Raw genomic sequence first — 14008 nt, 5'->3', positions numbered from 1 at the left:
ATGCAATCCCAGGATAAAGAAACCATCGCACAGGCAAAACGCTTTCATGAAGTCTTTAATGAGCTTCGCACTGAAATCGGCAAGGTTGTCGTAGGGCAGCAACACATCGTTGACAACTTGCTCATAAGCTTATTTTCCCGCGGTCACTGCGTGCTGATCGGCGTGCCCGGCTTAGCCAAAACGCTCCTTATCCGAACCCTTTCAGAGTCCCTGAATCTCAGCTTCAACCGCATTCAGTTCACCCCCGACCTTATGCCCGGTGACATCACCGGCACAGAAATCATTGATTCGGACGTCGCAAGCGGAAAAAAAGAGTTCAAATTTTTCAAAGGCCCCATATTTGCCAACATCATTCTGGCAGACGAGATCAACCGGACACCGCCCAAAACGCAGGCCGCCCTACTTGAAGCCATGCAGGAATATCACGTCACAGCTTCAGGAACTACCTATCAGCTCGATCGTCCGTTTTTCGTACTTGCCACACAAAACCCGATTGAACAGGAAGGCACCTATCCCCTGCCGGAAGCACAGCTCGACCGCTTCATGTTCAACCTTTGGCTGGATTATCCCAGCTTTGAAGAAGAAATCGAAATTGTGAGCCGCACCACAAGCGGCCTGAGTACCCCCGTCAAAACCATCTTGTCTGCGGAAGAAATTATTGCCTTCCAGAAACTCACCCGTCAGGTGCCGGTTCCGGAAAGCGTGCTTAACTACGCTGTGAAAATCGTTAACATGACGCGCCCTAACACCTCCTATGCACCGGATTTCGTAAACAAATACATGACCTGGGGCGCAGGTCCGCGGGCTTCTCAGTTCCTCATTCTCGGCGGCAAAACCCGTGCCCTGGCCGATGGCCGCTTCAATGTTACCGAAGAAGACATCAACGCCATTGCCATACCCGTGCTGCGACATCGCATTGTGAACAACTATGCCGCTGAAGCCGAAGGCATAAAGGCCGAAGACCTGATCAACAGAATTCTCAAAGAAGCCTGATCCTGATCCGCTGATGATTTCCGGTTTTGACTCCGACCTTGCCATATTACTTCTGGCGCTTGCCATCCTGTTTTCGGCAGCTGCAGGCTGGTGGACCTACTCCGGAAACACCCAATTACCTGCCGGCGCACGATGGACAGCCACCACGCTAAGGGCTTCAGCCCTGTTCCTGTTACTCCTGTTGCTGTTTAACCCGGTGTATGAATTCACGGACGAGCGCGAGCATAAACAGGAAATCGCGGTCATGCTTGATAACTCCCGCAGCGTAACCATCGAAAAAGGCGACTGGCAGGGAGAAGAGAACTTTTGGCAAGTCGTTGATCAGCTCGGCCTTGCCGATACCTCAACCATTCGGTTCAACACATTTGGCTTCGACGCAGACCTTTTCGAAAGCGATCCGCAGGAGCTCCCGCTCACCGGCAGCGTTACGGACATCAACCGCTCCCTGAACAGCCTCAATCAGGCTTCCGGCGAAATGGACGCTCTAATTCTCGTAACCGACGGAATTTTTAACCGCGGACTTGATCCCACAAGAGCCGCAGAGCGCCTGGACGTGCCCGTATTTACTGTAGCCATCGGCGACACCTCGCAGGTCAGGGATGTCCTTGTTCGAAACGTCATCTACAACAGCACGGCATTCGTGAACGCCACCGGCCTCATACGTGCGGAAGTACTCAACGATGGCTTTCCGGACCGCTCCATCGAAGTCCGCTTATTCCGGAACAATCAGCTTGCGGAAGTACAAACCATCCAAACCACAGAAGCAAGATCTGCCCATCAGGTCGATTTCGAAGTTGATTTCGACGAAGAAGGCACCGAACGCTTCCGCATTGAAATCCCTGAACTTGAAGGCGAATGGACTGCGGCCAACAACTCCTATGCCTTTACAGTTGACGTGCAGGACGATCAGCTGCGTATCCTGCACCTTGCCTTCGAAGTTCACCCCGATGTAGGTGCCCTGCGTCAGTTACTGGTCACGGACGAGAGCATTCAAAGCAGCTACATGACCTGGACCGGCGGTTCCGGTTTCGTAGGCGGCAGCGGCGCCCTCCCGGCAAATGCCGACACCCTCGATCTGATCATCCTCCACGGATTCCCTCACAGGCAGCTGCCCAACAGCCTCCGGGAAAAAGTCATGAGCCTCGCTTCACAGACCAACGTTCTCTTTTTCACCCTGCCCGGTACCGATCTGGAAAACATGACGGCAGCCACCAACAACCTCGCGCCCATCCGACGGCAGGGCAACACCCCCATCGGCACCATCTCCCCATCCGTAAACCCGGCCGAGCAGGATCACCCCATCTTCGACTTTCAGCTGCCACTCAACCTCACACGGGGTCCCGAGCTTCGGGGTCCGGTTAGGAACTACAACTCAGCCGCCGCCGCACGGGACCTCCTCCTCACCAACTTCCGCAACGACACAACCGGCGCCCCCCTCCTTTCCATACAACAGCTCGGCAACTACCGCGTAGGCATGGTCAACGCATGGAACTGGTTCCGCTGGCAGCAATCCACACAGTCCGAATACCGGGATTTCCGGGCTGAGCTCAAAAACAACCTCATCAAATGGGCGAGTACCGGCGTAAGCGAAGGGCTTTTGGAATTTGCACCCTCCCGAAACAGCTTTGATGAAGGCGAAGCCATCACCTTCCGCGCCGCAGTCGTCACAGAAACCGGCCTGCCCGACAACGAAGCAAGCGTTCAGGTCAGCCTCAGCAGCGATCAGATTGAAACCCAATCCTTTATCATGCGCAGCATCGGCAGCGGACGCTTCCGCCTCGAAACCCGCCCCTTGCCTGCCGGCACCTACACCTACGAAGCAACCGCCCTGCGCGGCACCCGCGAACTGGATCAGGTACAAGGCTCCTTCACCGTAAACGAAAGTATTTTAGAACTCACCGACACCATCCGCCGCGACGAACTTCTGCGCTTCATCGCCGAAAGCACCGGCGGCGCATTCGTCACCCATGAACAGGCCGCCCAAATCCCAAACCTCCTGCGCGACAAAGGCTTCGGCACCTTCCGCACAGAAACCTTCACCGTAGCCACACGGGCCCACCACAGCTACTGGTGGTTTCTACTCGTCATCCTCCTCATCGGCTGCGAATGGACCATCCGCAAAATCTACACCATGCCCTAAAAGCGACCCGCTTCCGCAACACCCCTGCGAAAAACACTTACGCGCCACTTTCACCCCGCACCACCCCCTGCAACCGGCCACACAAACATGTCTGGCCTTTTTATTTTTTGGGTAAACTCAGAGAACATCAAGGCCTCCGTGATAGATTGAAAACCCCCAAAGCGAAGATAAGTGCGTTGCTTTTTTTTAGTGAAAAGTGCCACAGTGTGATCGTTCGTCGCCTGAACGCAGACTGAATAGGACGAACGGGCACGAACTGCAAGCAGAGTAAAAAGAGCCGGTTTCCGAAAAGTGCAGTTATCTGTCAGCGTTCTATCTTAACCGGTTTATAAACGGGAATCATAAAAGAAACAAGCAGGAACAGCAGCCCTGCTGCGGCCGGCCATTGGTAGCGGTTGGCATAATCGGAGAATTGCTCTGTCGCAAATTCTCTGCGCTCAAGGTCAACGAGCTGTGCCGTAAATCCGTCGATACGGTCGGCACCGCGCCGGATTTCATAGTACACGCCGCGTCCGGCCTGTGCCATTTCGCGCAGCAGATCGGGTTCAAGTCTTGAAATCACTTCCCGACCATCCCGGTCGACATGATTGCCGGTAAACTGACCGGCCTGATTATAAATGGGAATAGGTGCCCCGGCTTGGGTTCCAATGCCAACGGTGTACACGAAAACGCCGTCGTTAATGAGCTGATTGAGGGTGAACTCAATGCTGGGGCTGTGGTCTTCGCCATCCGAAATAAAAAGCAGAACCTGAGCTGCCTGCTGCTCCTGACGGGTCCTGCTTCTGAAGGTATCCCGCGCTAATTGCAGCGGCGCATTAAAATCCGTTCCGGGAAAGGGCAGCTGATCGGTAGAAGCGAGATCGAGATACATCCGGAAAGCGGAATAATCAGTCGTGAGCGGGCATTGAAGGAAGGCCGTATTGGTAAAGAGGATGAGTCCGACCCGATCGCCCTGCAGCCGGTCGATCAGACTCGAGATTTCAAATTTGGCCTTATCCAGCCTGGAGGGTCGTATATCCTGTGCCTGCATGCTGCGGGAGACGTCGAGTGCGATAATCAGATCAACCCCTTCCCGGCTGATTTCGCGGATTTCGCTCCCTATCTTGGGCCCGGCTGCGCCAATGACCAGCAGCGTTATGCCCAAATAAAGCAAAATAGTGCGGGCAGTACGCCCGCGGCTCCATACGGGATTACTGAGACGGCGAAGCATTTCATCCGAAAAAAATGCCCGGAGCTTTTTCTGACGCCATTTACCAAAAAAGTAGCTCAGTGCCGCAAAAAGCACGGGTAAAATGAGCAGGAAGAGCAGGCTTGGGTGTTCCCAAATCATGAGTCAATAAGAATAAGCTGGAAGTCCATCACATTGTTACCGGTTGGTCCTGTGAAAATAAGGTCGCCGAGCGACTTGAAAAAGTGATATGCGTCGAATTCTGCCAGGTGCTTCTGCTCAGATACTCCGATGGCTTCCGCCCTCGCGACGGAATCAGGAGCCGCAAATGCGCCGGCTACATCTGTATTTCCATCGCCTCCGTCGGTTCCGACGCTCATCACAAGCGTGCGTTTACGCCGGGTGATTTTGGTCGCAAGCAAAAGGGCAAGGTGCTGATTGCGTCCGCCTTTGCCGTCACCGCTGACCTGCACGGTGCTTTCCCCGTGAAATAAAAATGCTTCGCGGGTGCGTTTGCGGTTTGTTCTGACCTGTTCGATGATGTAATCCGCGACTTCTTCGATGGGTGCATCATACTGCTGCGGATCAATCCAGGTCTCGAACTCTTCCGCCTGACAGTGCTGTTCGGCTTCTTTTGCAAAAATTCCGGATGAGCCCACGATTTCAACATGATGGTACCCTTCAAAAGCTGGCTTTGCGTCTTGAGAAACTTCATGCAGATAAGCAAGCACTTCGGGCGGGATTTTTACGTCGAGACCATATTTCTTGAGTACGGCAAGTGCATCCTGGGCGCTTGTGCTGTCGGGGGTTGTGGGCCCGCTTGCGATGAAGGCCGGATCATCACCGGGCACGTCTGAAATCAACAGGGATACGACCTTGTCTGATGAAATATGTTGCAATAATTGACCTCCCTTGACGGCGGAAAGCTGTTTTCGGACGGTGTTCATTTCCTGAATGGGGGCACCGCTGCGGAGAAGCTCATGATACACGTCACGCAGCTGCTCGAGCGTGAGCTTACCTGCCGGAAGCTCCAAAAGCGCTGAAGCTCCGCCGGAAATCAGTACAACGGTAAGGGCATCTTTCGGTATACTTCGGGCTACGCTGAGCAGCTCAAGGGTTGAGGCAATGGTATCTTCATCCGGCTGCGGGTGACTGCCGGGAAAAACCTGAATGGCACCAATCCTGCTGGTTTCGGCGGCAACGGCGGTCGGAGCGATGACAAGGCCGTCACGAATTTGGGAACCGAGCACATCGTGCAGGCCCTGTGCCATGGCGGCCGCGGCCTTGCCTGCCCCAAGCACGTAAACCGGCGTATCAAGACTGAAAGCCTGAGAATCTCCAAATTTTATAGTACCCTGTTCTTCGTCTTTAGTAACAGATTTGACAACGAGTTTATCGGGGGCCATTCCGGCAAGTGTTTTCCGCAAAATGCGAAGGGCGGTCTCTCTTAATGCGTCCATAGCTGATTATTTGTGTTTGAAATAGTTGCTTCCAATCTATAAAAGAGAATGATTAAGGGCAAATGGGGCTGTGAATCTTGTGCAGCATTTTTCGTTTCAGATTCTCATTTCTTATCACAGAATTTGTACTTTTTTCGCCTTTAATCTTACTGAAATTGAAACTATCAATGTGACTATGTAATACTGCAAACCATTTCTATGATTTCCAATGTCTCTCTTTCGAAGGTGTGGTAGTGTAATATTTGAATTTTTCTTTGGGGATATCAAGAATTATGCTTGCAAGATTGAGTGTTTTCGGGTCCGGGTAATTCAATTTGGTGAGCACTTCTCCGGCCTGCTCTTTGCTATACCATGCAATGGTTGCCCTTAGGTCATCAAGGCTTCCCCTTGTAAACACCCGCTCAATTATAAGTCGCTTTGACTGTTCTGCGTCAAGTTTTGAACGATCAATATCCCAAAAAAGCGTCGGGCTTAGGGATGCAAGGTACGTTTTGGGACAGGTTTTTTCTTCTGACATTTCATTTTGTTCCACTAATAATGAATAAGCCCAAAATACCCATTTATTCGCTCAATTTCAGTATATTCAGCCCCTTCATTAAGCCTACAAATTTCTGATATTCTGATGTTTAAACGCTATTCATTCTGGCTGCTCTTTATTTTGTTTGCCATTTATGTCCTTAGTTTTGTGGACCGGCAAATTGTGGCCGTGCTGGCTCCGCAGATCAGGGGATATTTCGAGCTGACCAATGTGCAAATCGGCCTGCTCTATGGTACGGCTTTCTCGCTTATCTATGCCTTTGCGGGTATTCCGATGGGACGGCTGGCGGATCAGTGGTCTCGCCGGAAGATGATTGCCATTGCCGTGTTTACCTGGAGCCTGGTGACCGTGCTCAGCGGCTTTGCGGCTTCTTTTGCGCTGCTGGTTTTTTATCGCCTTATTTTGGGCGTGAGTCAGGCGATGCTTGGTCCTGCGGCCTATGCCCTGCTTGCTGAAACCTTTCGACCCGAAAAGCGGGCAAGTGTTTTTTCGGTTTATGCTGCCGGTATTTTTATCGGCATCGGTTTGTCCTTTCTCGTTGGCGGTACCGTTGCGCAAAACGCCGACTGGCAGACGGCTATGATCGTCGTCGGACTTCCCGGACTTTTTCTCGCGCCGGTTGCCTGGTTTTTCATCCGCGATGCTCGGGCTAACAAAGTCGTTTCGGGAACCTTTATCGGCGACACCTTTGCTAATCTTCGGGAAATGCTTGCGAAGCGGACCATTCAGCTGCATTTGCTTGGTTTTGCCATGCTGGCTGCTATCGGCTATACGGTGCTGGCTTTTGTGAGTACCATTTTCGTGGATGTATTCGACAGGCCCGATCTCATCCGGCATTATGGCTGGTTTCAGTTTGGGGTGGCCGGCACCGTAATCCTGATGGGGCAGCTCGCCGACTACCTTGCCCTGAAAAAAAAGGCCTGGCGCTTTTGGGCGGGTATCATTCCCGCTGTTGGCGCGGTTCCGCTTTATGGTATGGGACTTTTTGCGGATGACGGCTTCTCCGCCCTGCTCCTGCTTGGTGGCGCGGTTCTTTTTTCATCTTCCTTCAACGGCGTTGCTGCTGCCCTGATTCAGTTCATGGTGAAGCCCAACCAAAGGGCACTTGCCGGCGGACTGTATCTGTTTGTGATCAGTATTGCCGGGTTCGGACTCGGTCCGCCGGTTGCCGGTTTCCTGATGGATCAAGTGTTTGAAGGTCCCTATGCCGCTTCTCAGGCCGTCTTTTCACTAATTGTGGTCTGTGCGACCATCGCAGTCTTCAGCTTCGTAGCTGCGATGCGCACCTACGACCGCGATGCACTGGATTAATTGCTAATTTTTTGGGTTTTGGCTCTAACATCATTCAGCATTGTTTTGGCTTGCTTCCCGGTTCAGGTAGCCCGCAAAGTTCACAAAGAAATTTGTTCGTCGTGAAATAATGCGGGTTAAAGACCATTCATCAGCATATTCTGGCTGAGCCTGCCTGAACATGCTGATGGAGACAAAAAAGCAACGCCTTCATCTTCGCTTTGGGGTTTTCAAGTCTGTCTCTGAGCCCCTGATGCTCTGGAAGTTTTCCCAAAAAATAAAAACCTTCGAACTGCCCCTGATGTGCGGTTCAGATTTGGATGTCAGATCAAGTGGCCTTGCTTACTTCTAACTTTCAGACTACCCCGTGCCGTATCCCGCCGGTTGAGACCAGCAGCTGATCAAAGCCGAAATACCGCATCGCCTCCTGCAGAATGAGCAGTCCGCTGAGCACAATGTCCGCGCGGCCTTCCATCACGGTGGGGAAGGCGTGCTCCATTTCTGCGGGTGTTTTGGATGAAGCCCACGCAATCCGGTGCTGAAGCTGTTCAAGGCTGATGCGGTTGCCGTTGATGGCCGTTGCACTGTAGTCGTCGAGGCCGAGTTCCATGAATGCAAGACTTATGACCGTGCCCGCAACGCCCGCCATGATGCTGGTTTTTCCGGCCTGTTTGGCCGCTTGCAGTGACTGTTTTACCGGTGCCATGGGCTGAAGGGCGTCGGCTATGGCTTCGCGGCAGGCTTCAATTTGCTGCGGTGTCGGACAGTAGCCGGATTCCGGGTAGCTTTTGTCGTCGGCTGAGGCTTCGGGTTGAAGGTAGCGCTCTGTGAAGCGGACGCAGCCGGCGTCAACGGAGCGGAACATTTCGGGCGCTCCGGAGAAATCGAAAGGGCCGAACGCGGCTTCAGTGCTGCCGCCGCCAATATCAAGCACGAGCGCGTGCGTTGCTTTTTGGGCCGCTGTAGCCGGGAGCACGCGCAGGGCGCCGCGATAGGTCGCAGACGCCTCCTCTTCCCCCGAGAGCAGCCGGATTTCCCAACCGGTCTGAGCTTTGACCTCCTCCAGAAAATCCTGGCGGTTTTGCGCATCCCGCACGGCGGAGGTAGCCGTTACGACAGGCATTACGGCTTGCCCTTCAAGTCCGTAGCGGGCCTGCGCAACGCCGATCAGTTCGCGGTACTCCCGAAGCACTTTGATGACACGCCCCATACTCTCCGGGTGAAGCCTGCGGTCGCGGTCAACGCCGCGGCCCAGCCGTGGAATGCGTTGCTCTTCCCTGATCACGCGCAGTCGCCCGTCAGACTGTTCTTCCGCGATCAGCAGCAGCACCGTGTTGGTGCCGATGTCAATCGCGGCACGAAAGGTAAGATCTGCGCCCGCGCTCATCGTGAACGGCCTCCGATGGTGCGCTCCAAAAAGTCAAAATAGGTTTCGTAAAGCAGCAGATAGCTCGGCAGGTTAAATGCCACACTATGGTTACCCGGCGGATAAATCCGCAGATCGGCATCCTTGCCGGCATTGATGAGCGCGGTTACCAGCTGCATGGTGTTCTGAAGATGGACGTTCTCGTCCATGGCTGAGTGCACGAGCAACAGCTGACCTTCGATGTTGGACACATGCGTCATGACTGAGCTTTGGATGTAGCCTTCCAGATTTTCATCCAGCAGCCCCATGTAGCGCTCGGTGTAGATGGTGTCGTAGAGGCGCCAGTCCGTGACCGGTGCGGCCACAATTGCGCTCTGAAACACGCCGGGCTCCAGCGCCATCGTGAGCGCGCTCACATAGCCGCCATAGCTGTGACCATATATCGCCATGCGGTCACCATCAATCCAGTCATGATTTTCGGAAAGCCAGCGCGCGGTTTCCGCAAAATCCCGGGCTTCGAGTAGCCCCAGCTGCAGGAACACGCTCTTTTCAAAGTCGCGCCCGTAGCCGCCGCTGCCCCGGTTGTTCACGTTCGCTATTACATAGCCCTGCTGCGCCAAATACTGCGAAAAGCCGTTGGTCTCAAACTCGTTGTACACGCCCTGCGCACTCGGGCCGCCATAGACGCTGAGCAACAGCGGATAGCTTTGGCTTTCGTCGAAGTCCGGCGGGAGAATCAGGTAGCCGTCCAGCGGCACCCCTTCTGATGTCTCAAAGCTGAAAAGCTGACGCGGGGCATATTCAAACTGCTCCAAAAAACGCAACACGCCGGCATTGTCCTCCAGCTTCTGAATCATGCGGAGCGGGGCTGTGCCCCAAAGTTCAACCTGACGCGGCAGTTCGGTGTTGGAGTAGCGGTCGATGAAGTAGCGCCCGTTCGGACCCATATCCACGCGGTGACGTCCCGGCACCTCCGTGAGTCGCTCTTTCCCGCTGCCGTCGAAACCGATACGGTACAGGTGACGCTCAAGGGGCGAAACTTCGGTCGAGGTAAAATAGATGATCTCATTTTCGGGGTCGACCGCGTGCACAAAAGTCACCTGCCAATCGCCGGAGGTCACCTGCCGGATCAGTTCGCCGGTGTAGCTGTAATGATACAAATGCTTCCAGCCGTCACGGTCCGAAATCCAGAAAAAACTCTCGGTTTCCTGCGGGAAGAAAAAGTAGTCGTCAATGCCCGCGAAGAAATCGAACACATCTATCCAGGCCTCGCCTTGCTCATGCATCACGCGGGGACCGGTTCCGGTGCGGACATCCTTCAGGTACACGCTGAGTTCCGTCTGTGCGCGGTTCATGGTCGTTACCGCCAGTTTTTCGGGATCAGCCGTCCAGTAAATCCGGGGCACCAGGCCATCCTGCAAATCCAGATCCATCCAGCTCAGCTCTCCGCTGCTGATATCAATCACCCCAATTTCGACTGTAGGGTTGGTATCTCCAACTTTAGGAAACGGAATCTCAAACCACTCGGGATGCGTGCCCTCGAAATCGGTCGTGCGGAACAGCGGCACCTCCCGCTCATCGGATTTCCAGAAGGCCAGGTAGCGGCTGTCATGCGACCATTTCCAGGCCTGCACCAGACCAAACTCCTCTTCATAGACCCAGCCGAAGCGGCCGTAAAATACATTCTCCTCATCGCCGAAGGTCAGCTGACGCTCGGTTTGGGTCAGCAGATCATACACGAACATATTGCCGTCCTTGTGATAGGCGACCTTGATGCCGTCCGGAGAAAGCTCCGCGGTGAAGGCACGGGAGGCGACGAGCTCGAGGGACTGATCTTCCAGCGCATAGTAGAAGTAATCGGCCGTGCCGGAGTATCGGTAAATCGGTTCGAAATTGGTTTGGAAGATGATAAAACGGGCGTCATCCGACCACTGAAAGGAGCGGAACGCAAACGGCACTTCGCTGCCGGGGAAGGTCACAGCCGAGCCGTCAAAAACCAGCACATCTTCACCCGTTGCCGGATCGAAGGTGTAAATTTCGCTCAGACCGGTTTCCGCGTTGCGGGTCATGTACGAAAAGCGGTCGCCACCGGCAATCCAGTTCACCGAGGCCGGACCATTACCGCCTGACAGGTTTCCGGCACTGAAAAGCGCCTGCTGCAACGATGCGTACCGCTGCAAATCCTGCGTTTGGGATTGCGCAAGTCCGGTAAATGGCTGCATCACAACGAACAAAATAAGAAGTCCGGCTAAGCGAAGGGGAGCATACATGAGCGAATATTTTTTGAATGGAAGGTGTGACAAAGTATTGTCATAAATGATTTCAGGACTGGCACGCAAGAATGCTTTCCCGAAGAATAGCTATAGCGTCCTGCAGCACTTCATCTTCGATGATGAGCGGTGGTGCGAGGCGGACCAGCGTGTTGGAGTGCAGTGTCCAGCCAAGAAGCAGGCCGTGTGCCAGGCAGCGCTCAACGACCGCGCGGGTAGTGTCAAAATCCGGCAGCACGAGACCGAGCATGGCACCCCTGCCCCGGATTTCAACAACGCCGGGCAGGTCAAGTCCTTCGCGGATTTGTTTCTCGATGGATGGCGCCCGCTCCCACAATTTGTTTTCAAGCGTGAACTGAAGCGCCGCATGACCCGCAGCACAGCTCATCGGGTGCCCGCCGAAAGTCGTGACGTGATTCAGCGGCGGATCATACATAAAAGCTTCAAACAGGCGGGATGACGCCGCGAAGCCGCCAACCGGCATGCCTCCGCCCATGGCCTTGGCCATGCACAGGATGTCCGGCACGACGCCGTAATGCTCGAAAGCAAAAAGACGCCCCGTGCGTCCGAATCCGCTCTGGATTTCATCAAAAATGAGGCAGGCCCCGGCCTTGGTGCAGGCTTCCCGCACGCTTTGGAGCCAGGCTTTTTTCGCCGGGATGATGCCGCCCTCCCCCTGAATCGGTTCGAGAATGACCGCAGCCGTTTCTGAGTCAAAAGCCTCAAAAACGGCAGGGTCGTTGAAGTCGAAGAAATGCACATCCGGCAGCAGCGGCAGGTACGGATCGCGGTACACATCGCGGCCGGTTACGCTCAGCGAACCATGCGTGTCGCCATGATAGCTGTTCCGGAAGGCGATGAGCTTGCTGCGTCCCGTATGTTTCTTGGCCAGCTTGAGCGCGCCTTCGTTGGCCTCGGTGCCGCTGTTCACAAAGTAAATCCGGTCCAGGCTTTCGGGCAGAACTGACGTCAGCAGCCGCGCGAAATCCGACTGCGGACGCTGAATAAACTCCCCGTACACCATCACATGCAGGTGCCGGTCGAGCTGCGACCGCAGCGCGTCGAGCACCACCGGATGGCGATGCCCCAGCGTGCTGACCGCAATCCCGGAGATAAAATCGGTGTAGCGGCGGCCGTTGGTGTCGTAAAAAAAAGGCCCCTCGGCATAGTCAATTTCGATGCCCATAGGCGCGTCGCTGGTCAGCGCTACGTGACGGAAAAAGGCATCGCGCGCCGACAGGACTTCATTTGGATTCAGCATGTGTACTGCAAGTAGGTGTGACAAAAATCAGGCATGATGCCAATAAATGACACCATGCAGTTAACTCTGTTATTAACAATAATGGATCAGCCCAGCTCTTCCGCGCCGCCGAGATAAGGCTTCAGCACCTCCGGCACGCGAAGCTTGCCGCTGGGCAGCTGATATTCTTCCAGGATCGCCGCCATCACGCGGGGCAGCGCGAGTCCGGAGCCGTTCAGGGTGTGCAGGGTTTCGATGTTGCCCTTTTCATCACGGTAACGCACCATCATCCGGCGCGCCTGAAAGCCTTCAAAATTGGAGCAGGAGCTCACCTCCAGCCAGCGCTGCTGACCGGGGCTCCAGACCTCGAGATCGTATTTTTTGGTTTGCGTAAAACCCATATCGCCGGTACACATCAGCAGGCGACGGTAGCTGAGTCCGAGGGCCTGAAGCAGAAACTCTGCGTCCTCCCGCAGGCTTTCCAGCTCATCGTAGGATGTGTCCGGCTTCACAAACTTTACCAGCTCGACCTTATCAAACTGATGCAGCCGGTTCAGTCCCCGCACATCCTTCCCGTAGGAACCCGCCTCGCGGCGCCAGCAGGGCGTGTAGCAGACATACTTTACGGGCAGGGATTTCAGCTCAAAAATCTCATCCCGGTGAAAATTAGAAACCGGCACCTCAGCGGTCGGAATCATAAAAAAGCCGTCGCGCGGCACCGTGTACATCATGTCCTCTTTGTCGGGAATCTGACCGGTACCGCGGGCAGAATCTTCGTTCACCATGAACGGCGCCATCAGCTCGGTATAGCCGCGCTCGGTTGCCGTATCAATAAAATAGTTGATCAGCGCGCGCTGCAGGCGGGCCGCAGGGCCTTTGTAAAACGGGAAACCCGCGCCGGTGACCTTCACGCCGCGCTCAAAATCAATCCAGCCGTGCTCAGCAGTCAGCTCCCAGTGCGGCTTCACCCAATCCTCGGTGCGCAGCTCCCCGTGCCGGAAAGCCTCGATGTTGTCGTTCTCGGTTTTGCCGACCGGTACACTCTCGTGCGGAATATTCGGGATGCGCAGCATCAGGCCAAACCGCTGTTCCCGCAGCATTTTCTCCTTGTCCTCCAGACCCTTAATCGCGGCCTTCATTTCTCCGGTCTCCTTAATAATAGCCTGCGCCTCCGTTTTCTGACCTTTGGCCATCAGCGCGCCGATCATTTTGGCCTTCCTGTTGCTCTCACTCCGCAAATGATCCAGCTCTTTCACAGCTTCGCGCCAGTTTTTATCGGTATCCAGCAACGTATCAACCACCGCCGTATCGGCTTCTCCCTTGTTAAGCATAGCCGTTTTTACTCGTTCCGGCTGTTCCTTAATTACAGCAATATCTAACATGAAGTCTAATCTCTGATTAGTTTATGAATTAGCATGATTTGTTCAAACAGCCCCAAAAATACGGAATCCCGACGCCACAAACGGCTTTGATTTTTCAAGACGCATTTTTCCCGTATCCATGTGAATCAGTCCCGAAACCGACGCACTTACCGTTACAGAAA

The 14008-nt window shown here is 54.4% G+C and carries 10 protein-coding genes; 3 read left to right on the top strand and 7 right to left on the bottom strand.

The features are described from left to right. Complete coding sequence (locus CYPRO_RS08120) at positions 1–993, top strand: AAA family ATPase (protein WP_114984138.1); 993 nt, start codon at positions 1–3, stop codon at positions 991–993. A gap of 13 nt (positions 994–1006) precedes the next feature. After that, on the top strand, positions 1007–3133 hold the full coding sequence (locus tag CYPRO_RS08115) for a vWA domain-containing protein (RefSeq protein WP_114984137.1): 2127 nt from the start codon (positions 1007–1009) through the stop codon (positions 3131–3133). Between the two features lie 304 nt (positions 3134–3437). Here CYPRO_RS08115 and CYPRO_RS08110 read toward each other — a convergent pair whose 3' ends face one another. The 3 genes from CYPRO_RS08110 to CYPRO_RS08100 form a co-directional block, all read right to left on the bottom strand. Beyond that, positions 3438–4463 (bottom strand): VWA domain-containing protein, encoded by a 1026-nt coding sequence (locus CYPRO_RS08110; protein ID WP_114984136.1) that lies wholly within the window; start codon positions 4461–4463, stop codon positions 3438–3440. Continuing rightward, positions 4460–5761 (bottom strand): glycerate kinase type-2 family protein, encoded by a 1302-nt coding sequence (locus CYPRO_RS08105; RefSeq protein ID WP_114984135.1) that lies wholly within the window; start codon positions 5759–5761, stop codon positions 4460–4462. The genes CYPRO_RS08110 and CYPRO_RS08105 overlap by 4 nt, the downstream gene beginning before the upstream one ends. Positions 5762–5957: 196 nt before the next feature. Then, positions 5958–6293, bottom strand: coding sequence for a DUF6922 domain-containing protein (locus CYPRO_RS08100; protein ID WP_124245570.1), 336 nt, complete (start codon positions 6291–6293; stop codon positions 5958–5960). A 90-nt stretch (positions 6294–6383) separates the two neighbouring features. On the opposite strand from CYPRO_RS08100, the gene CYPRO_RS08095 reads away from it, so the two are divergent. Beyond that, on the top strand, positions 6384–7610 hold the full coding sequence (locus CYPRO_RS08095; protein ID WP_114984133.1) for an MFS transporter: 1227 nt from the start codon (positions 6384–6386) through the stop codon (positions 7608–7610). Positions 7611–7944: 334 nt separating this feature from the next. Here CYPRO_RS08095 and CYPRO_RS08090 read toward each other — a convergent pair whose 3' ends face one another. The 4 genes from CYPRO_RS08090 to serS all read right to left on the bottom strand — a co-directional run bounded on the left by CYPRO_RS08090 (position 7945) and on the right by serS (position 13847). Then, on the bottom strand, positions 7945–8976 hold the full coding sequence (locus CYPRO_RS08090) for a Ppx/GppA phosphatase family protein (RefSeq protein WP_114984132.1): 1032 nt from the start codon (positions 8974–8976) through the stop codon (positions 7945–7947). Beyond that, positions 8973–11225 (bottom strand): S9 family peptidase, encoded by a 2253-nt coding sequence (locus CYPRO_RS08085; protein WP_240644864.1) that lies wholly within the window; start codon positions 11223–11225, stop codon positions 8973–8975. Before CYPRO_RS08085 ends, CYPRO_RS08090 begins: the two co-directional genes overlap by 4 nt. A gap of 52 nt (positions 11226–11277) precedes the next feature. Continuing rightward, positions 11278–12486, bottom strand: coding sequence for an aspartate aminotransferase family protein (locus CYPRO_RS08080; protein WP_114984131.1), 1209 nt, complete (start codon positions 12484–12486; stop codon positions 11278–11280). An 86-nt stretch (positions 12487–12572) separates the two neighbouring features. Continuing rightward, complete coding sequence (gene serS, locus CYPRO_RS08075; protein WP_114984130.1) at positions 12573–13847, bottom strand: serine--tRNA ligase; 1275 nt, start codon at positions 13845–13847, stop codon at positions 12573–12575. Positions 13848–14008 lie beyond the last annotated feature (161 nt).

Origin of the sequence: Cyclonatronum proteinivorum (genome assembly GCF_003353065.1) — a bacterium.
Lineage (GTDB): Bacteria > Bacteroidota > Rhodothermia > Balneolales > Cyclonatronaceae > Cyclonatronum > Cyclonatronum proteinivorum.
The sequence above is the reverse complement of the archived record's forward strand: the minus strand, read 5'-3'. Positions and strand labels throughout refer to the sequence as shown.